The organism is Mordavella massiliensis, assembly GCF_016902415.1.
In the GTDB taxonomy this organism is placed as follows: Bacteria; Bacillota; Clostridia; order Lachnospirales; family Lachnospiraceae; genus Merdimonas; species Merdimonas faecigallinarum.
Map to the genome: position 1 here is coordinate 1 of NZ_JACJLV010000020.1, position 22,890 is coordinate 22,890.

A 22,890-nucleotide genomic window follows, 5' to 3' on the forward strand; every position below is an offset into this window, starting at 1 on the left:
ATCTATATCCGTCCATTTTTGATCAATTACATACTGTGGTCCACCTTCTTGCGTAAAAATAACACACGCTGCTTTTTTATATATCCACTTTTCTCCGGCATACATCACTTTTGCGATTAGACTACTTCTTTTTATCCTACTTGAATAAGCAACGATTGCCTCCGGCCACAAATCTCGAACCTCACAAATACAGTGAATTTTCATTTTTTGTGCCAATTGTATACCCGCAACCAATGTCAACGGATGGACAGATGATGCAAGAATTATATCAGGTTTTCCATAATGCTTTATATATACATTTACTGTCTTTTTTATATTTCTATAAAAATCAATCATGTTCATGACACGTTGAATGCCATTTCCATCATAAGTACGTGCTTTGACAAATATAAATTCAATACTTTCTTTATTATCTTGCTGTTCAATATACAATTCATCACTTTCAAAATGTTTTGACTTTGTATCATCACTAACGACATTGGCACAAAACACTTTTACTTTCCAACCAGCTCTACTGAGATATTTGGCAAACCAATAATGTCGACCACTCTGGTCAAAAAACATGTGTCCAGCATAATGATTCATAATCCATATTGTTTTATTCTCCATGCTGTCCCCCTTTATAAATCAGTTTTTTTGAAGACTTCTTCACTTTCAAGAATAATAGGCTCAACATCTACATCTCGAAGGAAAATATATGGCTTCTCATAATGGTGGTACTGATCTCTTTCAACACGATCTGCATTTCCATCTTCCAAAATCTTAATTGTATCCTCAATCAGGTCAAAACCCACATGTGCCATAACACCTGCATACGCCATATGACGGATATTCACCTCAGTAACCTTCATATTTCCATAAACACTAATTTATAGGCTTCGTCATTTCCACAAGGATGATAAGTGTTCCAAAGCTGATCGCCGCCCGCGATAAAAATATGGTTGTCGCGGTCTTTATAATACATTTCCAATTCCGCTACGCTGCTAAAACATTTTTCTGAAAGTGTTTCGTATTTCGAAATAAAATTCTCAAATTTTTGTTTCCTGTTGGAATACGAGCCGTAATTTAAAGCCCGTCCAACAGCTGTTTTCAATTTATTCCTGCCAAGTTTATAATATCCAGGTCTATAATCAATAATCTCCGTGTCATACCCATTTATATCCAGAAAATGAGCCAAAGCATATGCCTGAAAAACGGAACCAAAATTATGTATATGATGAATCGTAATAATTGAACACTTCATATCAGTTACTTACACCTTTTTAAATAATCTTTACCTGCAGCAACCATTAGTTTAAAAGCTCTAAAAAAATCCATGTTATAGGATTTGTGGCGTCTTAAAGCATCCTGCAAACAGAGTAGTCTCCACCATCTTCTGGACAATGTACAGAATAATATTCCTTGATCTTTGACATACTTTTTATCATATCCATTGCTCCAACTGGACTCTCGCTCTTCCGTTAAAGTAGCAATATACTCTGGGACAGCATAAATCTTCAGTTTATTTTTTAAACAAGCATTTAAGAAGAGATTGTCCTCACCATGGCTATATTCTGTTCCACCTCCAAAGCACTGGTTAAAATAGATACCATGTTTTCTAATACTATCAAGGCGTATCGCAACTCTGGCAGTTCCATATCTCAGATAATTCAAATACCCAACTTTACTTTCCTTTGTAATCACTTTACGTGTGACTACGGGTTCTTTGAGATTGAACACAATTACATCAGCATCAGGATGCCTTTGAAAAGCATTTTCAATGATTTCTCCATAGTTATTCTCATAAACCATATCATCATCAGCAAAGAGACAAATATCAGCATCAGCTCTCATCAATGTATTATTCCTATTCAATCCAACGCCTCTCTCCGCAAAATTAAGATACTGTATCCTTTGAGTACCTATATTGAATGTCTCCACAGAATTAAAACCGCACTGGTTACCTATAATGGCATCTGTCTTAATATTCATCTTTTTAATAAGCGAATGATCGCTTTGATTCATTGCGGCCACCAGCACTTGAATTTTCATATTTACCTCACAACATACTTATGTTTTTTATAAAATCCGAAAAAGAGATTCCGCCCTGTGTTTATAATACTTCGTAATCTACCTTGTTTCTCTGCTTCTCTAAACAGCTTATAATGCCAACCAATCATCGTCTTTATACTGTTAGTACTTATACTGCCAACTCTGCCTTTACGATATTGCGCAAGACACTCGTCTAAGAGATAGCAATCAGCTTTTTCACATACTTTAAGCCACATGGCATAATCATTGTTTTTCTTAATATTGTCTATTTGGATCAATCCTATTTTTTCTGCATTATACATAACTGTTAAGCAACCAGGCCAGCAGTAATTATACATACCAGTCTTTGTTATTTTTCGCGGGCCTGTGACCTTCACGTCAGTCTGTATACTATCTACATCTATTTCTTCATAATTCGTGTAAGAAAAGGAATATCCATTATTTTTCATAAAGAAAAGCTGCCTTTCGAGTTTCTCTGGCATCCACAAATCATCACTGTCTAAAAAGGCTATCCATTTTCCCTTTGCCTCTTTCAACGCCCTATTTCTGGAAAAAGCTGCCCCACTATTAGTTTCGTTTTTGAGATAATGAATTCTTTTATCTACAAGGAAATAGCTAACAATCTCATCCGTATTGTCGTCTGAGAAATCATCCACAATAATCAATTCCCAGTTCTTATATGACTGTGCTAGTACGGACTTAATGGTTTCTGCTATATATTTCCCCGTATTATATGACGGCATGATGATTGAAACTAAATCGTCCATAATGCAACCTCTCCTATGGTTTCTCTCTTAGCGAACTAATCTATACCTCTTCATGTATTTGCTTTTATATACAGAACCACATCTTGTAAATCCGGCTCTTTCGATACCTTTTATGGATGGGATATTTGTTTCATCCACAATCATATAAAACAATGAAGTATCCTTACATTGCCTTCGGCATATTTCCGTCAGTACCTTTGGATAAATCCCCTGTCCTCGAAAAGATGAATATGTATAGCAAGGGCCTATTTCCAAATCATGTTTGCCCATAAACGGAAACTTAAAGCAGGCAGGAATAACATACGAGGTGATGAACTAAATTCTCCCCTTTTTGCACATAATAAATTTTTGCTTTTCCAAATGTTATAGTTTGAAAATACAATCGGATCAGAGCAGTTTTTAATCCGGTCTTTTCGCCTTTTAGAAAAAGCCCCCTAAGTGATGGTATAAATATCTTCAAGTCAAAATCACAATAATTTGCTATACTATTGACATCTGAAGAATCATACTTATACAAATGCATTACTCACTCACCGCCTCGCTCCGGTATAATTCTTCCATATAAAGGACTGAATTAATTTGATGCACAAAGCCAATGTCATCAAATCTATGTAATAGTTTTCTAAATGGATATAAAACTGTTATGATCCACTTGACTTTAGGATTATAAGCAATGTGGAGCTTACAGTAAGCTTTTCTGAAACCAAAATATTTCTCAAGATAATCCTGGAAATTGGTCTCATGGCTTATGCTCCTTGCTCCATCTAATATATAGAAATTACCAGTTTCTAATTTCTTAGAATTATTCGCTATCAATCCATATACGAGAGCTGCATTTATTTGCAGTTTCTCATAAGCGGGTTTTACTCTTTGAACTTGCAGTTCTGTATAAGTCTCGTATGTCGGAGCCTGCATAAAACCACACAATTCCCCTGTTTCTCGATAAAAAGCTCCAAAGCAAATCATTGTAGGATCAATAGATAGCTTCTGAGCCAATTCCTTTGCGTCACCATAAGTAAACTGTGGACGATATTTTGCTGGCCACGAAGCGAAGGCTTCAATAAAAATATCCAGCAATTCGTCAATATAATCTATCGGATTTATGACTCTAACGTCGAAATTCCTAATACCTTTATTGATTTTGTATCTGTAACTTGACTTAAGCGTAGTAATATCAAACGGCTCATCTTTTATCACATACCACCAGTTTGTTTCATACCCGCAATCAAATTCAGATGTCCATCGTGCAAACAGCGCTTTTTTATTATCTTTCCAGAATTTCTTATTTGGTTCAACATCAATCTCCTCGTGTGGAGCCGCCATCGGTATCATTGCATGATTGTAATACTTCCACTTCTTCATCCTGCTGACACCTCACAATTGAACTGTCTGCAGGATAAATAATTCTGCACGGTATTCCAACAGCGGTTGCCCCTTCTGGAATATCCTGGTTGACCAGTGTACATGCGCCAATCGTTGCGTGGGGATATATATGTACCCCCCCCCCGGTGATTTTTGGCGTTCTTACTTATAATACTTGCTCTCATCCCTATATAAACTCCATCATCTACTGTAATAGGAAGATGTTCTTGACCTTTTCCATGGCAAGCAAAAAAAGTTCCATACGAGATTGTTACGTTATTTCCTATTTTTAAAAGGTCGTAACACATATCGTCTAGATAGCATCTCATCCCAATGAAAGTACCTTTTCCTATTTTAAATCCACACAGCCTATATATCGCAATACGAATACAGTTAAAAGGGCAGCTGGCTGCTAGACTATTCGTCAACCACTTCCTTATCGGTTTTAACACAATTGTTATTAGCGAATAGTTATAGTAGTAAGGAGCTGGTTTATTATATATTTTTTCATAAATAGCTTTTAAAATTCGCATTTCTACACTCCCAATAACTGCCTCGCCTCGGCCTGCTTTGCATCATATTCTTCCTTAGTTACTTTCCCCTCTTTTAATAAGGCATCACCATAGTCAAGAGTCACATCTATCTCTTCATTACTTTCCGTGATATTACTCCGTACAAAAACCTTCTTAAAGGTCTGCCAAACTATCCTGATATCGCTAATAAAGCTGATCTTCTCTATGTATTTCAGATCCCACTTGATCTTGTCTTCCCAACTGACGGCATTTCTCCCGTTAACCTGTGCAAGTCCGCTTAATCCCGGCTTGGCCGTATGGCGCATGCGCTGCTCCTCGCTCATGAATACCATATCCCGCACCAACTGAGGCCTAGGGCCGACCACACTCATATCGCCCTTTAAAATATTGAAAGCCTCTGGAAGTTCATCCAGACTCGTGGCCCGTAACATCCGGCCAAACTTTGTTAATCTGATTTCATCTGGCAACAACTTGCCATTCTCATCTCGCTCGTCCGTCATTGTGCGGAATTTGTACATATTAAAAATGCGTTCTTTTCCAGTCTTAGGATTGATTTTTCCAGGTCTGGGCTGTTTGAAAAGAACAGGCTTCCCGAGTTTCACTCTCACCATAACGGCTATGATTACATAGAGCCAGCAAAAAACGATGATCGCAGCTCCTGAGCAAAGGATATCCAAAAACCTTTTTATATACTTTTCATAGAATCCGATTTTTCTCTTGAGCTGCATTTCCCATCTCCCCAATTCAATCTAGATTTACTCAAAACATCTGCGGATAATCTCACAAACGTTATCTACATCTTCAGCCTTCATCTTGTTATCACTCGGCAAACACAACCCTCTCTCAAAGATATCCTCTCCTACATTCACAGCCGTCTCCCCAGCGATATAGGCGTTACTTTTGCCTCGACCATTCCCATCCTTCGTCACAAACGGGCTCATCCGATAGATCGGCTGCATATGCATAGGTTTCCAAATTGGCCTTCCCTCAGCATTGAAAGCGTCCAAAGCTTCCAGAATCTCTGTTGGACAGCTCTTGCCAGATTCCGTCTTATACAATACTTCCTGCTCCCCGCGCATCTGCGAACACATAGCATCTTTATCAATTAATAGACAACTCAGCCAGTAATTTGGCTCACAGCAATCTGGCACCGGATTCATGGAAACGGGCAAGTCTTTCAGATTTTCTTTATACCTCTCATATATTGCCTTCTTCTGCCCGATATGTTCCTCAAGGTATGGTAACTGCCCCCTCACTACCCCGGCGGTGATATTGCTCATGCGGTAGTTATATCCAAGTTCTTCATGCTGGTACCACGGAGCGTTCTCACGGCTCTGTGTAGACCACTTGCGAACCTTATCTGCATCAGTTTTTGAGTCCGTCAGGAACATACCCGAACTGCTGGATGTCACTATTTTGTTACCGTTATGGCTTAAAATACCGTAGTCAAACAGATTTCCTGTTTGCTTGCCTTTATAAGTAGCACCAAAAGACTCCGCCGCATCCTCGATGACAAGAGCGTTATGAGTTTTAGCAATGGAGCGTATCTCATCTGCTTTTCCCGGTGTACCATATAGATGAGCCAAAACAACCAGTCTTACATCCGGGTAGATTTCAAACGCACGTTCTAACGCCTCCGGATCCATGTTCCAGATGTCATACTCCGTGTCGATAAACACAGCCTCGCCACCCTCGTATGCAACAGGATTTACGGTAGCATCGAACGTCATATCTGAGCAGAATACCTTATGGCCTTCCAGCGTGCCGTGGCCAACTTTGGGCTGACCGTACAATTTTTCCCCTGCCAGCTTCACAGCTAAATGAAGGGCCGCTGTGCCGGAAGAAAGGCCCACAGCGTATTTACAGCCGATCTTCTCCGCTGTCATACGCTCCACTTCGTTGATATTTTCTCCAACTGTGGATACCCAGTTCTTTCGGATGGCATCCACAACCCACTTTTCCTCGTCCCCATGCATGGTAGGACTGGAGAGCCAAATCTTGCTCTCAAAAGGAGTGATGCCTTTAAATCTTGGATCGTTTAAGTAGTAAAACTTGTCCATAATGCCGCTTGTCTCCTCAAATATTGTTGATAAAGATTAACTTCTTATGATTAAGGCTCCAGTGTGTTTGATTAGATTTATCCACACTGGCTTGTTGATCTCTAAATCTGGTGTTCCCCCTTTACACCCGAATATCCCAGACTTTAATTCGGAAGGAATAAAGGATCTTATTTCTTTGCTCTATTTAGTGCTATTTTCTCGTCTCCAAGACCGCTACTTTCGAGATGGAAATATATATGCTCTCATGCCTTCCACTTCTTTGAGACACTCCCATTCTCATTCAATGTACAATGCCTCTTTGAGACGGTCATGTATAACTCTTTCCAATAGAACCATTAACAAGCTGCACAGGCGGTTATGTCCCCGGCATTTCCGCCTGTAGATATCCATACCGCCCATACTTTGTACATATCTCTTTTATGTACAATTCCATTAGTGCTTCTATACAAAAACGGAGCTTCATATCACCTTTTCAAACCGCCATTTTTGTCCACCCCTTACAATCCCATTTCCCTCACTTCCGTCTCCAAAACGTTATTTCCGTTATAACTTACAGCTGCATAATCTCCAAAAGAGCCACACTGTTGACCTTCCCATGTAGCGCCCATAGCCTCTGCTGCATCTTCAACAAGAAGTGCTCCATGTTTTTCGCAGATTTCTTTGATCTGCCGAATATTTCCAGAGAATCCATACAGCTCAGCACAAACAACTAATTTCACATCTGGATACATCTCAAAAGCTTTTTCAAGAGCCACTGGATCCATATTCCAGGAAGCAGGATCTGTATCAATAAAAATTGGAATACCACCTTCATATACGACCGGATTTAAAGTCGCGTCGAACGTCATATCACTACAAAAAACATATTTTTTGTACAGCGCTCCCTGGCTAATAGGTGGCTTACCATAGAGTTTCTCGCCCGCAAACTTAACGCAAAGATGTAATGCTGCTGTACAACAGGAAAGGGCCACTGCATATTTAACTCCAGCCTTTTCTGCCGCAATTTTTTCTACTTCATTAATATTTTTTCCAACTGTGCTCATCCAGTTAGTTTCATATGCTTCTATAACATATTTCATTTCAGCACCATTATGCATTGTTGGGCTTGCTAACCAAACTTTCTGGTCGAATGGCTTAAAATCTTTACGTTTAAACATGTCTTCTACTACCTCTATGCTTAAAATTCAAACTCTTGTTTTCAGTATCAATTTGGACTTAATCTCTTCCATAAAGATCTCTTGTGTAGACCTTATCCTTCACATCATCAAGACATGCATCGTATCTGTTAGCGATAATGGCCTGGCTTATAGACTTAAACTTCTCCAAATCATTTACGACCTTACTGCCAAAGAATGTGCTACCATCTTCCAGTGTTGGCTCGTAAATAACTACGATAGCACCTTTTGCTTTAATTCTCTTCATAACGCCCTGTATACTGCTCTGACGGAAGTTATCGGAATTACTCTTCATTGTGAGTCGATAAACACCAATCACGCATTCTTTCTCATCGGCTGCAGAAAAATCACCACGATTGAAGTAATCATAGTAACCAGCCATTGCAAGAACTCTATCTGCTATGAAGTCTTTTCTTGTACGATTTGATTCAACAATTGCAGACATCATGTTCTGTGGAACATCAGCATAGTTTGCCAGAAGTTGCTTTGTATCCTTTGGCAGGCAGTATCCACCATATCCAAATGATGGATTGTTATAATGTGATCCGATTCTTGGATCCAGGCAGACACCGTTGATGATGTCCTGTGTATCAAGACCTTTGCTTTCTGCATAGGTATCTAACTCATTGAAATATGAAACTCTAAGTGCAAGATATGTATTAGCAAACAGCTTAACCGCCTCTGCTTCAGTAAATCCCATGATGAGCGTTTCAACATCTTCTTTAATAGCACCTTCCTGCAAAAGTGCCGCAAACTCATGAGCTGCTGCAACAAGTCTCTCATCATTCTTATCTGTTCCAACAATGATGCGGCTAGGATACAAATTATCGTAAAGTGCCTTTGACTCTCTTAAGAATTCCGGACTAAAAAGAACATTTTTACTCTGATACTTCTCTCTAACGCTTTCTGTAAATCCAACCGGTATAGTGGATTTAATCATCATGATTGCATTTGGGTTAATCTTCGTTACAAGCTGAATAACAGCCTCAACAGCTGAAGTATCAAAGAAATTACGATTACTATCATAGTTGGTTGGGGTCGCAATTATAACAAAATCGGCGTCTTTATAAGCCTCTTCTGCATCGGTTGTAGCAACCAAATCCAATTCCTTTTCAGCCAAGTATTTCTCAATATACTCATCCTGGATAGGCGATTTTTTGTTATTGATAAGATCAACCTTCTCTGGAACAATATCTACTGCCATAACCTTATTGTTCTGTGCCAGTAGAACCGCCAACGATAATCCAACATATCCAGTTCCCGCAACTGCTATTTTCTTATTCATAAAGTTCCCTCTTTTACTATGTATTAAATAAGTCTTTTCTCAGAATAGAGACGCATGCCCTCACAGGCACAGGTCTCCTGTTTTCATAGGCTTATGTTTTAAAGGAGGGTAGCAATCAACCAAAAGTATTTATTCTCCAGCAACCTGCTCCTTTATTACCTATGAAAACAATCGCAAGCCGCCTCCTGAGATTAAGTACTTTTGATTGCAAATTTTAAAAAGTCTACACGACAAAAAGCCTGTGGGTACATCCCTGCAGGCTTAAGTCCTTCCTCCTATTTAGATTTTTATTGCTTATCATTTGGGTTAACAAAGCAATCGCCAGTGCCACCGATCATTTTCCAATGTCTTACTGCCTGGCCAACGCTAATCCCCACTGCACACAATAAAAACCAAAAAGAATTCGGGCCTAAGCAGCAAAACCCTTGTAAATACTTACGTTTTGCTGGTTGTCCCTATTATATAAATATCGAAATACTTTTGATTCAAAAGGTTTCATAGTCATTTAATTATTACTTCCTCTCTTGTTCTCTCCCCAACTTCTTCGCCACAATCTCCACCCATGCCTTCCGCTTGTGACGCTCTATTTTCCGGATCAATCCCTCATATCTTCTTCTCCAGAAACACACATTTCCCGCCTCCAACGCGGCATAGCGACGATTGGAGGCAGGGTGGATTTCTCTCAGATTGCCTAATGTGCCAGATCCGGATGATACGTGGGCACGATCTCAGCCACGATCTCCTTGATTCTGCCGGACTCTTTTCTACTTTCTTTGTCCAGCAGTTCCAGTTTTTTCTGAAAATCTTCATCATCCATCTCGATTGGATGACCGATAAAGATCAGTTCATTGTCCGTCTCCTGCATTCCCTCTTCATCCATCAGGAGCTCTTCATAAAGCTTTTCGCCCGGACGCAGTCCGGTATAAACGATGGGAATGTCTACGTCCGGTGTGTAACCGGACAGGCGGATCAGGTTTCTGGCCATGTCATCGATCTTGACCGGTTCTCCCATATCCAGCACGAAGATCTCTCCGCCCTTGGCATAGTAGGAAGCCTGCAGTACCAGAGACACAGCCTCCGGTATGGTCATAAAATAACGGATGATGTTTTTGTCCGTTACGGTAACAGGCCCGCCTTCTGCGATCTGCTTTTTAAAGAGCGGGATCACGCTGCCGTTGCTGCCAAGCACATTTCCAAAGCGAACCGCTACAAAGTCGGTCTCCGGCGACCGCCGGTTCATCATCTGCACCACCATCTCGCAGAGCCGTTTGGAGGCTCCCATGATGTTGGTGGGGTTTACCGCCTTGTCTGTGGAAATCAGAACGAATTTCTTCACCCCATGCCTGGCCGCAGCCTGGGCCAGTTTATAGGTGCCTTCCACGTTGTTTTTGATGGCCTCGTTGGGGCTGTCCTCCATCAGCGGCACATGCTTGTGGGCCGCTGCGTGGTAGATCACTTCGGGACGGTATGTCTCGATGATGCTGTTAACCCGGTTGGTGTTGCGCACCGACCCGATCAGCGTCTCCATGGGAAGGTTCGGATATTTCCGCTTCAGCTCCTGCTGAATGGCATAAGCATTATTTTCATAAATATCAAAAATGATCAGCAGTTTCGGCTCTGCCTGGGCGATCTGGCGGCACAGTTCGCTTCCGATGGAACCGCCTCCGCCGGTGACCATGATCACCTTGTCGTGGAGCGCCTTGAAGATCTCGCTGTTATTGACCTTTACCTGGGCTCTGCCAAGAAGGTCTGTGATCTCCACGTCCCGCAGTCTGGTGACGCTGACTTCTCCGCTTACCAGCTGGGCCACGCCCGGCACGGTCTGGAGCCTGCAGTTGGTTTCTTTGCAGATGTTCAGGATATCCTTGCGGTTCTTGCCGGTGGTGGCAGGGATGGCGTAAATGATCCGATTGATCTTATACTTCTTTACCGCGGCCAGGATGTCGTTCCGGTCTCCCACAATGGGGATGCCTTCCAGCATCCGGCCCCATTTGTTGGGGCTGTCATCGATCACACAGCACACCTTTACATGGAAAGAACGGTTGCTGAGCAGTTCCTTGATCACTGCCTGTCCGGCAGCGCCGCCGCCGATGATCATGATCCGGTCCTGTCCGCTTCCCTCACCGTCTTCTCTCTTCCTCACATAGAACCTTAAGAACCGGAAGGAAAATCGGATCCCTGTCGTCATCAGGAAGGACAGCAGATAGCCGATAAAATAATAGGATCTCGGCATGGCAAGGCGCATGAAAAACGCACCTGCCGCATAGACCGGTATCAAGATAATATAAGCAATGATGCTCATCTGCAGCTCAGAGATACTGGCCAGACGCCACACACTGTGATACAGCCTGCACCCGTAAAAGACAACAATGGTAGAGGCAATCCAGTAGGGCATGGACCAGAGATATCCCTCCAGATATTCCCGCGGGATCCGGGAAAATATAAAATCAAACCGCAGGATCAAAGCCATCATATAGGCGGCCAGTATAAGCAGGATGTCTACAAAGGCAATCAGGAACGCCTTGTGCACCCAGGTGATCTCGCGTATCCCGGAGCCTTTTATTTTCTTTTTATCCATGGTTCCTGTTTAACCTCTCTTGTATGATCCTTCTGTTTCTTTTTATGAAGATAATCCCGCCAATGACGGCAGCTGCCGCGGCAGCCAGAATCGCGCGCCCGGGATCTACCACAGAAGCAGTCAGCAGAGTAAATCCTATGTATTCCATCTCTTTCTTCCTCTTCCCTCTGTATGTTTCCTCTAGTTCCTACTTGTTTTGAAAAACTTCCTTGCTTAGTTCCCCTCCAGGATCTGGGTCATCCGCCTGGAGACATCGCCTACAATGGCCTCATCCGGCCACATCACGTATAACAGCTGTGATCCGGAAGAGAAGCAGGCCTGGCTGTCGCCGGTTCCTCCGGCTGCTATCGACTCAATGGTCCAGCTTGCTCCGTCGTTCAGCTGCATGTTGATAAACTTCGCCATCTCGTCCTGGGTCATATTGGTTTCTACGCAGCTGCTGACCTCACCAAGAATCTGGTTTGCGCTGGTCAGGATGGCCGGAGACATGGCTTTCTGCAGGATGGCGGTCAGCACTGCCTCCTGGTTCTTGCCACGCTGATTATCTCCGCTCTCGAAACTGTACCGTTCTCTGGAAAAGGCCAGCGCCGCCTTTCCGTCCAGATGGTTACTGCCCTGCTGGAACTGATAACCGCCTGCTTCGAAGGCATATTCCGAGTTGACGTCCACGCCTCCCAGGGCGTCTACGATCGTGATAAGGGATGTAAAGTTCACCCTTGCATAATAGCTGATGTCAATGCCGTAGAGTTGTTCCAGTGTCGCCATGGAAGCATCTACGCCGTAGATGCCGGCATGGGTCAGCTTATCCCTCTGATCGCCGGAGATGCCGGGGATCGTCACGTAAAAATCCCGGGGCGTGGTGGTCAGAAGGATCTTCTTGGTATTGGGATTGACGGTCATGATAATATTGACGTCGCTCCGGCTGTTGGTCGTGATCGGGCCGGATACGTCAATCCCGCTGATGTATACGTTAAACGGTTCTTCTACGTTGGTATCTTCCTGTTCAATCGGTGTCTCGATCCCGTACTGATAGAGGATCTTCACCTGCTCTTTGTAATCTTCGATATTTTCTTCAATGATGCCGTCAAAGGCTTCGTTATAGATGGCCGCCTCCACCTGTCCGGACAACAGGCCGTTTGCCAGGTCGGTAACGGTGTCGAATTCTTCCAGCTTCAGTTCCCGGCCAGCCACCTTTTCCACATCTTCCAGCATCCGTGCATTATTTTCCTGATCCACGCTGGTCTGACAGCCAAACCGGTAATTTGCCGCGTCCAGGATGCTTTCCGCCGGATCGTCTGCCTTGACTACAACGATCATGTTGTCGGTCTTGTAGGTGGCTCCGCCCACCTCTTCCATGGTTTTCTGGACACGCAGGAATGCGAAGATCCCGATCGCCAGCCCGATGCTGATCAGAAGGCTGATGACGATGCCCAGGTATCTGACTCCGTTCCGGATGTACTGCAGGAAAAATGTAATGGCAAAGAGCAGGAACAGTCCGGCTCCCATCAGCGCCAGATACAGGTTGGGCACCATGCCGCTGTTCCATACCAGGATCAGCAGGGCGGCTGACAGGATCAGCTGCAGGATGGTGATCAGTTTCCCGGCCATGTTTTTACTTTTCCGATATCTGTGTGAGTGCTGATGTTCCATGTATTTCTCCTTTTTCTACTGTACTTTCAGGGTAAAGATCTGCGGATCCGAGGTGTTCCCGGAACTGTCGGTGACAAAGTATTCGATGGTGTAGGTTCCCGGCGTAGCGGTGTCATAAGAGCCGTTGGCGCTGATCCGCTGATACAGGGTATCCCTGCTGTCCACATCATCCACCGCGTCCTTTACAACGCTCATGGGGTCAAATGCAGTTCCCGCGGTGATCGTAAGTTCCGATGCAGTCAGTGCCAGCGCCGGTCGCGCCCCGTCAGGCTGAAGGGGTTCTTCTGTCCCGGCTTCTGTCTCAGCCTCTGTCTCTTCTGCTGCCGGTTCTTCTGCTGGTTCTTCCGAAGTGTTTTCTGTCTCTTCCGGCGTCTCCGAAGATGCGTCTGCATCTTCCGCAGCAGCGCCTTCTGCCGGATGATACTCGATCTTTCTTCTGGCTGTGGCCACGTTATAGCTTTGATCCATAACGCCGTAGTACACCACCGCCGTATCTTTGCCGGTCTGAATGATCCGGTCTACAAACACCTGATCAGTCAGGTCTCCGTCAATATTATCTTTTGCTGTCACGCCGGTAAGAAGGACAGTGGTATCCTCCCCTTCCGTATAGCTGATCTCTTCTTTTTTAATGATGATCTCCGGCGCAGTCCTGTCTTTTCCCAGATACACAAGCGCCCCGGCTGCCGCGAATAAAACGCAGCCTGCGATCAGAGTCATTAACACCAAACGATGCTTCATCTTCTATGTCCTCTTCTATTTTTCCCCATAGGTTCCATAATATTTTCCATAATACTTGCCATAGTATTTGTTCTGCTTCATGTCCACCTTGTTCAGCACCACGCCCAGTATCGGGCAGTCTGCCTTTTCCAGCTGATCTTTCACGGAACGGGCGAACTTATAGCTGATGGTAGACGCCGCAATGACCAGCACAGAGGCGTCGCTGTGTCTCGCGATAATGGCTGCGTCAATGACGCTTCCCAGAGGCGGCGCGTCAATGATCACATAGTCATAGGCCTCTCTTGCGCCCTCTATCATTGCCTCAAATCTGTGGTTTCCCAGAAGCTCCGCCGGGTTGGGCGGAACGACTCCTGCCAGGATCACTGCCAGGTTCTGATACTGGGTTTTACAGATCACATCTTTTAATTCAGCCTGCCCGGACAGAAAATGGCTCAGTCCGTTCAGTTCTCCGTATATCTTATGGCGGCCCATCATGACGGATTTTCTCAGATCCGCGTCAATGAACAGCACCTTCTTTTCTCCTTCTGCCAGGGAAGCCGCCAGAGACAGGGATACGGTGCTCTTTCCTTCGTCCGGCGTGCAGCTGGTAAATACGATGACCCGCTTGTCTGCACCGGAGAATTCGATGTTGGTCCGGAGGGTCTTATAGGCCTCGTTGCTCCGGTAATCTTTTGTCAGGTTCTTTAAGTTAATTTCCTGCATTGCCATGTATCTCCTATCTCTTCATATTCTTCATCATCCGCTTTTCCGGAAGTTTCTTGACTTTCTTTCCCTTTTTCATTCCTTCGCTTAACGGAATGCTGGTCAGGGTGTTCAGTCCCAGGTAATGTTCCACGTCATCCGGCGTCTTGATGGTGTCGTCCAGGATAAAGATCAAAGTGATCACGCCCATGGCCAGCACCAGTCCAAGGAGGGCGCCAAGCGCGATGTTTCTGGAGACACTGGGGGATGAGGGGCTGGTGGGCAGGTTGCCTTCTTCTACCGTATTGACCGCGTCGGCGTCCATGATCTCTGTGATCTGGATGCTGACAGACTCCCGGACAGCGTCGGCGATCTCTTTTGCTTCTTTGGGATCTTCACTCTGTACGGTTATGCTTAAGATACGGGTGCCCTCGGGTGTATTTACACTGATCATATTTTTCAGTTCTTCCGGCGTCAGATCCAGGTTCAGCACAGCGATCACCTGTTCCAGCACCGGACGGCTGGTGGCAAGTTCCATGTAGTCCTGGGTCAGCTGCGCTCCTGTTTGCAGGTCCGTATATGTTACGCCTGCGCTGCTGTCCGCCCGGGTCAGCACATACACCTTTGTCTCAGACGTATACTTCGGTGTGATGAAAAAGCTGGTCCCTACAAAGGCGATCAAAGCGCCCAGCACTCCTGCCATGATAATAATATGAAGCTTCGACCACAGAGCCATAAAAAGCTCTGTCAGATCTATGGTAATCTCATCGTTATCGACTTCCTGCGTCATCCGTCGTTCCTGGTTCATGTTCGCTCGTTTCCTTCCTCAGCATCTGCTTTGCATTCTGATAAAATATTTTTGCGGCGTATGCTTCGCCGTACTTTTTCTTCACGTATTCCGCCGCCTTTTTCATCCGCGGCGCCCGCTTCCCTGCGCTGTGGGCGTCGGTTCCCACGCAGAACACCAGATCTTCATCCATCAGCCTGCGGATGAACTTTTTGATCCTTCGCCCGCTCTGGCCGGTGATGCTGCCTGCATTGACCTGAAGCAGGATCCCCATATCAGAGAGCTGCTCTGCCAGCTCCGGCTCATCGGTAATACAACTGTACCGCTCCACATGCGCCAGGATCACTTCGTATCCTGCCATCTGGAGCTGCTGCAGGCTCTGGCGGATGTAGCCATAGGGCTCTGAAGGTGAGAATTCCACCAGCACATAGTTCCGGCGGTTCATGGTCAGGATCTCGCCTTTTTTCAGCCTGTCCGCCACGTCCTGACCAAAAAAAATCTCCGTACCTAAATATATACGGAAATGTTCGTCAATGTCGTGGGCCGCTTTTAAAAGCGCCGCTGCCTTTTTCCGCAACACTTCCGGTGGTTCCTTTCCGCGTCTGGGATGATGATGTGGCGTTGCGATGATACAGCGGATCCCCTCTTTGTATGCAATTTTCAGCATTTCTTTCATTTCATTCTCATCGTTGGCGCCATCGTCTACTTCTGGCAGTATATGAATATGCATATCAATGTATTGATCCATTTTCATTCTCCTACCCTGCCGATGACACGGCAGACTTTTTATGCATTTTTTATACTACCACTCACACATGGAAAAGTCAATTCTTCATATATACAAATATACTACCATTTCTTAGTTCCTGCCCGTCTACATTTTATCTGGTGGAGCTTTCCAGGCTCTTCCATGTATCTACCGATTATCTTCTCGGCACAGATACCAGTAATACGCTTGATGTATCAGGAATCACAGAGCGGGAGTATCAGCTCGTCTATGAACTGGTCCAATACTTCCGCTCTGGTCATTAAATCTATTCTTTTTTCCATTTTATCCACTATAGATAAATTTCTTTTAAAAGGTCAGCTCCATCTTCGTGCCCTTTCCCACCTTGCTTTCCACGTGGATCTGGGCGTTGTGGAGCATAGCCCCGTGCTTGACGATGGAGAGTCCCAGGCCGGTGCCGCCGGTCTCTTTGGAATGGCTTTTGTCCACCCGGTAGAACCGCTCGAAGATCCGCTCCTGCTGATCCTCGGGAATGCCGATACCGGTGTCTGTGACAATGATCTTTTTACCCTTCAGGGTCGCGCCCACCCAGACGCTGACCGAACCGCCCCGGCGGTTGTACTTGATGGCGTTTTCACAGATGTTGTAGATCATCTCATCCAGGATCTGGCGCACGCCGTGGCAGATCACATTTTCTCCGGTAACCTCCACGTGGACGGCCCGTTTCTCCGCCTGGGGCGCCAGACGGCTGACGATCCTCCGGGTCAGATCATAGAGATCCACGTCTTCTTTTTCCATCTCAATCTCGCCTTCGTCCAGCTTGGACAGTTTGATGATATCCTCTACCAGGGTGATCAGGCGGCTGGCTTCATTATAGATGCGCTCTGCAAAGCCTTTCATATCTTCTGGCCTTACCAGGCCGTTCTTCATGATCTCCGCGTATCCGGATATGGAGGTCAGAGGAGTTTTCAGCTCATGGGATACATTGGCGGAAAACTCTTTGCGCATGTCTGCGATAGCGTCTTTTTGTTTGTTCTGTTCATCGATTCTCTTCAACAATGGTGTTAATTCCTCATACATCTCATTTTCCAGAGGGATATTTAGGTCCAGTTCGTTAATGGGGCGGATGAGCCTCCTGACCTGCCACCGGGAAAGAAGCGCGGCCAGAGCCAGCATGCAGGCTCCGATCACGCCCATGCCGGGCAGAACCTCCACCGCGGTCCTAAAGGCCGTGTCCATGGTCTTGGAGACCCGCAGGATGCTGCCGTCGGAAAGCTGCACGGCGTAGTAGTACATTTCTTCATTCAGGGTGTCGGAACGGCGCACATTGCTGCCCGTACCGTCCTGGAGGGCTTCCTTGACTTCCGGCCGGCCGGCGTGGTTTTCCAGATCCGCCTCGTAGGCCTGGTCGGAATCATAGAGGACCTCGCCCTGCTCCGTGATCAGTGTGATCCGGGTGTCTTTATCGGCAGCGTCCAGTTCCGTCAGATAACCCTGGCCGCTGATCTCGATGGCGGCCCGGATGTAACCGGCTTCCTGGCGCACTTCCTTTTCCATCACGTCTACGGTCTGACGATAGACCAGCAGTGTGGTCACGGCGTAGGCGATGGCCAGGGTGACCAGGATGATCAGTATCATATTTTTCTGGATTTTTGTCTGCAGCCTCATCCGCTGTTCTCCTGTTCGTCTCTTTTATTCGCTCATCCGGTAGCCCACGCCCCGGACGGTCTCGATCATTTCCCCGCAGCTTCCAAGCTTCTGGCGCAGGGTCCGCACGTGGACGTCTACGGTGCGGGTCTCGCCGTCAAAGTCATAGCCCCAGATGTCCTCCAGAAGGCAGTCTCTGGTCATGACAATGCCCCGGTTCTTCATCAGCCGCTTTAACAACTCGTATTCTTTGAGGGTCAGGTTTACCACTTCTCCATCGGCTGTGACCTCGTGTTTTCTGGTGTTGATCTCGATGCCGCCTGCGCGGATCACATCCTGGGGATCCTGGGACTCTTTTTTGGTGCGCCTTAAGACCGCCTTGATCCTGGAGACCAGTTCCATCATGCCAAAGGGTTTGGTCACGTAGTCGTCGGCTCCTAAGTCCAGGCCTTTGACCTTATCGTATTCCGCGCCTTTTGCGGTCACCATGATCACCGGGATCTCCCGGGTCTTGGGGGAAGATTTTAACCGCCCAAGAAGTTCCAGTCCGTCCTCGCCGGGGAGCATGATATCCATCAGCACCAGCTCCGGGGTCTCCAGAGCCAGGGCCTCTAAAAATTCTTTTCCATCCTCAAAACCACGCGCCTTAAAGCCCGTGGTTTCCAGTGTGTATACGACAAGTTCCCGGATGTTGCTGTCATCTTCTACACAAAATATCATTTGGTTTCTCCTTGTTCTACTCTATACCTGGCTGTCCTTGTGGATGCCTGTGATGGAGAATTCCACCCACTCCGCGATATTGGTGGCGTGGTCTCCGATACGCTCCAGGTATTTGGCAGCCATGATAAGGTCGATGGCTTCTTTTCCCTGGTCGCCTTTGTTCTCTGCGATAGAATCGATCAGTTCTTTTTTGGTATCCTCAAACATCAGGTCTACATCATCATCGGCGCCCATTACCTTGCGGCAAAGCTCCAGGTCCTTCTCTACATAGGAAGTTACGCTGTCTCTTACCATCTTTGCCACGGCTTCTGACATGGCTCCGATCTTCTTCAGATCCGGTACTTCGGATTTTTTCTCGGAAATGATGATCTCGGCGATGTCGCTTGCCTGGTCGCCGATCCGCTCCATATCCGTGATCATCTTAAGAGCCGCAGAGATCTGGCGAAGATCTCTTGCCACCGGCTGCTGCTGCAGGAGAAGCTTTAAACACAGTCTTTCAATGTCTTTTTCCATCTGATCGATCTCCTGATCGGCGTCGATCACGTGCTTTGCCTCTTCGATGCTGCCTTTCTGCAGAGCCTTGGTGGCCCGGTTGATGGCCAGCTCGCATAATTCTCCCATGTGGATCAGCTGTTCATTTAACAAGCCCAGCTGCATATCAAACTTATTACGCATAATTTAACCGAACCTCCCTGTGATATAATCTTCTGTTCTCTTATCCGACGGTATAGAGAATAATTTTTCTGTGTCATTATACTCTACCACTTCGCCCAGAAGGAAGAAGGCGGTATTATCGGACACACGGACTGCCTGCTGCATGTTGTGGGTCACCATGACAATAGTATAATCTTTTTTCAGTTCCATCGCAAGGTCTTCGATCTTGGAAGTAGAGATGGGGTCAAGGGCCGAGGTAGGCTCATCCATCAGGAGAACTTCCGGCTGTACGGCCAGGGCTCTGGCGATGCAGAGTCTCTGCTGCTGCCCGCCGGACATGCCAAGGGCGCTTTTTTTCAGGCGGTCCTTGCACTCGTCCCAGATGGCCGCGTCGCGTAAGGATTTCTCTACGATCTCGTCCAACTTTGCCTTGGAGTGGATGCCGTGGGTCCTGGGACCGTAGGCGATGTTATCGTAAATGCTCATGGGGAAGGGATTGGGTTTCTGAAATACCATTCCCACCCGTTTTCTCAGCAGGTTTACGTCGATTTCTTTGAAAATGTCTTTTCCATCCAGAAGGATGTCACCTTCGATGCGGCAGCCTTCCACCAGGTCGTTCATACGGTTGATGGATTTTAACAGTGTGGACTTTCCGCATCCGGAAGGCCCGATAAATGCTGTGATTTTATGCTCTTCAATCTCCAGATTTACGTCTTTCAGCGCCTTGAAGTCGCTGTAGTAAAGATCCAGATTCTTAATGCTTATTTTTGACATTGTTATCCCTCTCTACGCTTTTGTTAATCTCTTTGCTACGACACCGGACAGGGTGTTGATGCCTACTACCAGCACCAGCAGGATGACTGCGGTTGCATAGGCCTGATCCATATAAAGGCCTTCGCTTGCCAGGTTGTACATGTGTACCGCCAGGGTACGTCCGGAGCTTAATACGCTGCTCGGGAAGTCTGCTACGGTTCCTGCTGTGTAGATCAGCGCTGCTGTCTCTCCTACGATACGGCCGATGGCCAGGATGACGCCGGCCAGGATGCCGGGCACTGCGGACGGCAGCACGATGCGGAATACAGTACGCAGTTTTCCTGCGCCCAGTCCGAAACTTCCTTCACGGTAAGAGTCCGGCACGGCTTTTAAGGCTTCTTCTGTACTGCGCATGATCAGCGGCAGCACCATGATGGACAGGGTGAATGCACCCGCCAGGATGGAGAAGCCCCATCCACAGGTCGTTACAAAGAACAACATTCCGAACAGGCCGTATACGATGGACGGAATTCCCTGCAGGGTCTCCGTGGTCAGACGGATAACTTCTACGAATTTATTTCCACGTTTTGCATATTCTACCAGGAAGATGGCAGAAAAGATTCCGAATGGAACGGCGATCACCAGTGACAATGCGGTCATGATCACGGTATTGGCAAGCGCCGGCATCAGCGATGCATTTTCCGAGGAGTACTCCAGGGAAAAGAGTGACGGCTGAATATACGGCACGCCGTGGATCAGGATGTAGGCGATCAGGAAGATCAGCACTGCAAATGTGATGATCGCTGCTAACATGACCAGGAGCATGACGATCAATGATCCCGGAGTTCTGGTATAACTTTTCAGCTTCTGTCCCAGCGTAACTTCGTTGCTGGCCGGGCGGCGGCTGTCTTTGGTTGTATTACTCACGGCTCTTGTCCCCCCTGTTCAGTAGTGCTACGCAGAAATTGATGATCAGGATGAATACGAACAGCACCACGCCTGTGGCGATCAGCGCCTCTCTGTGCAGATCTGTCGCATATCCCATCTCAATCACGATGTTTGCGGTCAGTGTCCGGATGCCTTTGAAAAGTCCTTTCGGCATCCAGGTCTGGTTTCCGGCCACCATGATGACGGCCATGGTCTCGCCGATGGCACGGCCTACGCCAAGAACGATGGCTGCTACGGTACCGGATTTGGCCGCCGGGAGAACGACCCGGAAGATGGCCCGTTCGTGGGTGGCGCCCAGGGCTACCGCGCCTTCATAATACTGGCCCGGCACAGCCCGCAGCGCTGACTCGGTCAGACCGATAATGGTAGGCAGGATCATCATTCCCAGGATTAAAGAAGCGGTCAGCATGCTGCTTCCATTTCCTCCGAAGCCTAAGTCTCTGCCCAGCTGGCGCACCAGCGGCACCAGCACCACCAGGCCGAAGAAACCGTAGACAACGGAAGGAATGCCGGCCAGAAGTTCGGTGGCGGTTTTCAGCGGTTTGTATATCTGTTTCGGACAGTAGAACGCCATGAATACGGCGGTCAGGATGCCGATCGGGACGCCGATGACGATGGCGCCCGCCGTTACGTACAGACTGCCCACGATCATCGGGAGGATCCCGTAAATGTCATTGTTCGGCTTCCACATGGTGCCGGTCAGGAATTCTACGAATCCGATCTCTGACATGGCGGGGAGACCATTTGCAAATAAGAAGAAGCAAATGAGAGCTACCGCCAGCACCGAAGCGCAGGCGGCAATGAAGAACACTCCCCGCATGAATTTTTCAGTCCATGCATTTGATTTCATATTACTCTACTACCTCATCCCATGTAAGTGCTTCGCCAGTGTAGATGGATTTTACCTGGTCGCTGCTGAGTTCGTCTGTCGGGTTATTGTTGTTGACAACAACTGCGATACCGTCGGTTGCGATCACCTGTGCCTCCAGGCCGCCCTCGATCTCTTCATCTTTCACTTCTCTGGAAGCCATACCGATGTCATACGCTCCGCTGATGGCAGATTCCATACCTGTGGTAGAGTCTGTGGTCTGCAGCTCGATCTCTGCGTTCGGGTTTACCTCAGCGTAAGCTTCGATCAGTTTCTCCATCAGAGGAGATACAGAAGAAGATCCGCCTACTACAGCTTTTCCTTCCGGAGCCTCGCCTGCATAAGCCTCTGCGCCGTCAAGCGGGATATATCCTTCTGCAGATACCACATCCTGGCCTTCCTGGCTCATGATAAATGCGATGAAGTCATCTGCTACCGGGTTGTCAAGGTCAGTCTTTGTCGCAATGTTGAACGGACGGGACACCTTGTAGTCGCCGCTCTTGATATTTTCTGCGGTCGCCTCAGCGCCGTCAATCTTCAGAGCCTTTACACTGTCGTCCAGAGTTCCTAGAGAAACATAGCCGATCGCGTACTCGTCACCAGCCACGGTTGTCATCATAACAGAAGTGCTGTTGGTGATCTGCGCGCCCTCTGTGGTCATGTCCACCTTCTCGCCGTCTACTTCCTCTTCAATACCGAACAGCTCGATGAAAGCACCTCTGGTACCGGATCCGTCCTCACGGGAAACGATGGTAATGTCCATGGAAGAATCCCAGTCGCCGCCTTCTTCTGCTGCTGCAGCATCTCCGCCCTCAGCAGAAGTATCTTCCTCAGAAGAACCGCCGCATCCGACTGCCATGCTTGCAACCATACCTACTGTTGCCATAATTGCAATAAACTTTTTCAATTTCATAATCCTAATCTCC

The 22,890-nt window shown here is 46.7% G+C and carries 24 protein-coding genes; all 24 read right to left on the reverse strand.

The genetic code is table 11. The features are described 5' to 3' along the window. Positions 1-609, reverse strand: a 609-nt coding sequence (locus H6A13_RS07215) for a glycosyltransferase (RefSeq protein ID WP_420827223.1), incomplete at its 3' end; no start/stop codon positions are given. A gap of 11 nt (positions 610-620) precedes the next feature. Next, positions 621-821, reverse strand: coding sequence for a hypothetical protein (locus tag H6A13_RS07220; protein ID WP_204908946.1), 201 nt, complete (start codon positions 819-821; stop codon positions 621-623). Positions 822-847: 26 nt separating this feature from the next. Next, positions 848-1,243, reverse strand: coding sequence for a polysaccharide pyruvyl transferase family protein (locus H6A13_RS07225; RefSeq protein ID WP_204908947.1), 396 nt, complete (start codon positions 1,241-1,243; stop codon positions 848-850). 5 nt (positions 1,244-1,248) lie between these two features. Beyond that, complete coding sequence (locus H6A13_RS07230; protein ID WP_204908948.1) at positions 1,249-2,031, reverse strand: glycosyltransferase family A protein; 783 nt, start codon at positions 2,029-2,031, stop codon at positions 1,249-1,251. Positions 2,032-2,033: 2 nt separating this feature from the next. Next, positions 2,034-2,798 carry a glycosyltransferase family 2 protein gene (locus tag H6A13_RS07235; protein ID WP_204908949.1) on the reverse strand — a complete coding sequence of 255 codons (765 nt, stop codon included), beginning with the start codon at positions 2,796-2,798 and terminating at the stop codon, positions 2,034-2,036. Positions 2,799-3,320: 522 nt separating this feature from the next. Then, positions 3,321-4,160 carry a hypothetical protein gene (locus H6A13_RS07240; RefSeq protein WP_204908950.1) on the reverse strand — a complete coding sequence of 280 codons (840 nt, stop codon included), beginning with the start codon at positions 4,158-4,160 and terminating at the stop codon, positions 3,321-3,323. A gap of 535 nt (positions 4,161-4,695) precedes the next feature. Beyond that, complete coding sequence (locus tag H6A13_RS07245; RefSeq protein ID WP_204908951.1) at positions 4,696-5,421, reverse strand: sugar transferase; 726 nt, start codon at positions 5,419-5,421, stop codon at positions 4,696-4,698. 27 nt (positions 5,422-5,448) lie between these two features. Continuing rightward, positions 5,449-6,753 carry a DegT/DnrJ/EryC1/StrS family aminotransferase gene (locus H6A13_RS07250; protein ID WP_204908952.1) on the reverse strand — a complete coding sequence of 435 codons (1,305 nt, stop codon included), beginning with the start codon at positions 6,751-6,753 and terminating at the stop codon, positions 5,449-5,451. Between the two features lie 497 nt (positions 6,754-7,250). Then, on the reverse strand, positions 7,251-7,910 hold the full coding sequence (locus H6A13_RS07255) for a DegT/DnrJ/EryC1/StrS family aminotransferase (protein ID WP_204908953.1): 660 nt from the start codon (positions 7,908-7,910) through the stop codon (positions 7,251-7,253). A gap of 58 nt (positions 7,911-7,968) precedes the next feature. Beyond that, positions 7,969-9,213: a nucleotide sugar dehydrogenase gene (locus H6A13_RS07260; RefSeq protein ID WP_204908954.1), complete on the reverse strand. Its 1,245-nt coding sequence runs from the start codon at positions 9,211-9,213 to the stop codon at positions 7,969-7,971. Positions 9,214-9,904: 691 nt separating this feature from the next. Next, a complete protein-coding gene (locus tag H6A13_RS07265) occupies positions 9,905-11,791 on the reverse strand; it encodes a polysaccharide biosynthesis protein (RefSeq protein ID WP_204908955.1) in 1,887 nt (628 codons plus the stop codon). Next, positions 11,784-11,939 (reverse strand): hypothetical protein, encoded by a 156-nt coding sequence (locus tag H6A13_RS07270; protein WP_204908956.1) that lies wholly within the window; start codon positions 11,937-11,939, stop codon positions 11,784-11,786. Before H6A13_RS07270 ends, H6A13_RS07265 begins: the two co-directional genes overlap by 8 nt. A gap of 65 nt (positions 11,940-12,004) precedes the next feature. Next, positions 12,005-13,441 carry an LCP family protein gene (locus H6A13_RS07275; protein WP_243424751.1) on the reverse strand — a complete coding sequence of 479 codons (1,437 nt, stop codon included), beginning with the start codon at positions 13,439-13,441 and terminating at the stop codon, positions 12,005-12,007. Between the two features lie 15 nt (positions 13,442-13,456). Next, the gene (locus H6A13_RS07280) at positions 13,457-14,179 is read right to left on the reverse strand and encodes an immunoglobulin-like domain-containing protein (RefSeq protein ID WP_204908957.1); all 723 of its coding nucleotides are present in this window, start codon (positions 14,177-14,179) and stop codon (positions 13,457-13,459) included. A 15-nt stretch (positions 14,180-14,194) separates the two neighbouring features. Next, a complete protein-coding gene (locus tag H6A13_RS07285) occupies positions 14,195-14,887 on the reverse strand; it encodes a polysaccharide biosynthesis tyrosine autokinase (RefSeq protein ID WP_338043030.1) in 693 nt (230 codons plus the stop codon). 7 nt (positions 14,888-14,894) lie between these two features. Next, positions 14,895-15,668, reverse strand: coding sequence for a YveK family protein (locus tag H6A13_RS07290; protein ID WP_204908958.1), 774 nt, complete (start codon positions 15,666-15,668; stop codon positions 14,895-14,897). Continuing rightward, a complete protein-coding gene (locus tag H6A13_RS07295; RefSeq protein WP_204908959.1) occupies positions 15,631-16,395 on the reverse strand; it encodes a CpsB/CapC family capsule biosynthesis tyrosine phosphatase in 765 nt (254 codons plus the stop codon). The genes H6A13_RS07290 and H6A13_RS07295 overlap by 38 nt, the downstream gene beginning before the upstream one ends. A 327-nt stretch (positions 16,396-16,722) precedes the next feature. Next, the gene (locus tag H6A13_RS07300) at positions 16,723-18,042 is read right to left on the reverse strand and encodes an ATP-binding protein (protein ID WP_204908960.1); all 1,320 of its coding nucleotides are present in this window, start codon (positions 18,040-18,042) and stop codon (positions 16,723-16,725) included. A 24-nt stretch (positions 18,043-18,066) separates the two neighbouring features. Beyond that, the gene (locus H6A13_RS07305) at positions 18,067-18,741 is read right to left on the reverse strand and encodes a response regulator transcription factor (RefSeq protein WP_204908961.1); all 675 of its coding nucleotides are present in this window, start codon (positions 18,739-18,741) and stop codon (positions 18,067-18,069) included. A 21-nt stretch (positions 18,742-18,762) separates the two neighbouring features. Further along, positions 18,763-19,416 (reverse strand): phosphate signaling complex protein PhoU, encoded by a 654-nt coding sequence (gene phoU / locus H6A13_RS07310; protein WP_204908962.1) that lies wholly within the window; start codon positions 19,414-19,416, stop codon positions 18,763-18,765. Positions 19,417-19,419: 3 nt separating this feature from the next. After that, complete coding sequence (gene pstB / locus H6A13_RS07315; protein ID WP_204908963.1) at positions 19,420-20,169, reverse strand: phosphate ABC transporter ATP-binding protein PstB; 750 nt, start codon at positions 20,167-20,169, stop codon at positions 19,420-19,422. Positions 20,170-20,181: 12 nt separating this feature from the next. Next, entirely contained in the window at positions 20,182-20,973 is a 792-nt protein-coding gene (gene pstA / locus H6A13_RS07320) for a phosphate ABC transporter permease PstA (protein ID WP_243416427.1), read from the reverse strand. A gap of 94 nt (positions 20,974-21,067) precedes the next feature. Next, positions 21,068-21,946 (reverse strand): phosphate ABC transporter permease subunit PstC, encoded by an 879-nt coding sequence (pstC, locus tag H6A13_RS07325; RefSeq protein ID WP_204908965.1) that lies wholly within the window; start codon positions 21,944-21,946, stop codon positions 21,068-21,070. Between the two features lies 1 nt (position 21,947). Continuing rightward, entirely contained in the window at positions 21,948-22,877 is a 930-nt protein-coding gene (locus H6A13_RS07330; protein WP_204908966.1) for a substrate-binding domain-containing protein, read from the reverse strand. Positions 22,878-22,890 lie beyond the last annotated feature (13 nt).

What these genes read in the sequence shown, in the direction of transcription:
- H6A13_RS07220 (WP_204908946.1), bottom strand. Translation starts at nt 821, where the DNA reads ATGGCGTATGCAGGTGTTATGGCACATGTGGGTTTTGACCTGATTGAG.
- H6A13_RS07225 (WP_204908947.1), bottom strand. Translation starts at nt 1,243, where the DNA reads ATGAAGTGTTCAATTATTACGATTCATCATATACATAATTTTGGTTCC.
- H6A13_RS07230 (WP_204908948.1), bottom strand. Translation starts at nt 2,031, where the DNA reads ATGAAAATTCAAGTGCTGGTGGCCGCAATGAATCAAAGCGATCATTCG.
- H6A13_RS07235 (WP_204908949.1), bottom strand. Translation starts at nt 2,798, where the DNA reads ATGGACGATTTAGTTTCAATCATCATGCCGTCATATAATACGGGGAAA.
- H6A13_RS07240 (WP_204908950.1), bottom strand. Translation starts at nt 4,160, where the DNA reads ATGAAGAAGTGGAAGTATTACAATCATGCAATGATACCGATGGCGGCT.
- H6A13_RS07245 (WP_204908951.1), bottom strand. Translation starts at nt 5,421, where the DNA reads ATGCAGCTCAAGAGAAAAATCGGATTCTATGAAAAGTATATAAAAAGG.
- H6A13_RS07250 (WP_204908952.1), bottom strand. Translation starts at nt 6,753, where the DNA reads ATGGACAAGTTTTACTACTTAAACGATCCAAGATTTAAAGGCATCACT.
- H6A13_RS07255 (WP_204908953.1), bottom strand. Translation starts at nt 7,910, where the DNA reads ATGTTTAAACGTAAAGATTTTAAGCCATTCGACCAGAAAGTTTGGTTA.
- H6A13_RS07260 (WP_204908954.1), bottom strand. Translation starts at nt 9,213, where the DNA reads ATGAATAAGAAAATAGCAGTTGCGGGAACTGGATATGTTGGATTATCG.
- H6A13_RS07265 (WP_204908955.1), bottom strand. Translation starts at nt 11,791, where the DNA reads ATGGATAAAAAGAAAATAAAAGGCTCCGGGATACGCGAGATCACCTGG.
- H6A13_RS07270 (WP_204908956.1), bottom strand. Translation starts at nt 11,939, where the DNA reads ATGGAATACATAGGATTTACTCTGCTGACTGCTTCTGTGGTAGATCCC.
- H6A13_RS07275 (WP_243424751.1), bottom strand. Translation starts at nt 13,441, where the DNA reads ATGGAACATCAGCACTCACACAGATATCGGAAAAGTAAAAACATGGCC.
- H6A13_RS07280 (WP_204908957.1), bottom strand. Translation starts at nt 14,179, where the DNA reads ATGAAGCATCGTTTGGTGTTAATGACTCTGATCGCAGGCTGCGTTTTA.
- H6A13_RS07285 (WP_338043030.1), bottom strand. Translation starts at nt 14,887, where the DNA reads ATGGCAATGCAGGAAATTAACTTAAAGAACCTGACAAAAGATTACCGG.
- H6A13_RS07290 (WP_204908958.1), bottom strand. Translation starts at nt 15,668, where the DNA reads ATGAACCAGGAACGACGGATGACGCAGGAAGTCGATAACGATGAGATT.
- H6A13_RS07295 (WP_204908959.1), bottom strand. Translation starts at nt 16,395, where the DNA reads ATGGATCAATACATTGATATGCATATTCATATACTGCCAGAAGTAGAC.
- H6A13_RS07300 (WP_204908960.1), bottom strand. Translation starts at nt 18,042, where the DNA reads ATGAGGCTGCAGACAAAAATCCAGAAAAATATGATACTGATCATCCTG.
- H6A13_RS07305 (WP_204908961.1), bottom strand. Translation starts at nt 18,741, where the DNA reads ATGATATTTTGTGTAGAAGATGACAGCAACATCCGGGAACTTGTCGTA.
- phoU (WP_204908962.1), bottom strand. Translation starts at nt 19,416, where the DNA reads ATGCGTAATAAGTTTGATATGCAGCTGGGCTTGTTAAATGAACAGCTG.
- pstB (WP_204908963.1), bottom strand. Translation starts at nt 20,169, where the DNA reads ATGTCAAAAATAAGCATTAAGAATCTGGATCTTTACTACAGCGACTTC.
- pstA (WP_243416427.1), bottom strand. Translation starts at nt 20,973, where the DNA reads ATGCTCCTGGTCATGTTAGCAGCGATCATCACATTTGCAGTGCTGATC.
- pstC (WP_204908965.1), bottom strand. Translation starts at nt 21,946, where the DNA reads ATGAAATCAAATGCATGGACTGAAAAATTCATGCGGGGAGTGTTCTTC.
- H6A13_RS07330 (WP_204908966.1), bottom strand. Translation starts at nt 22,877, where the DNA reads ATGAAATTGAAAAAGTTTATTGCAATTATGGCAACAGTAGGTATGGTT.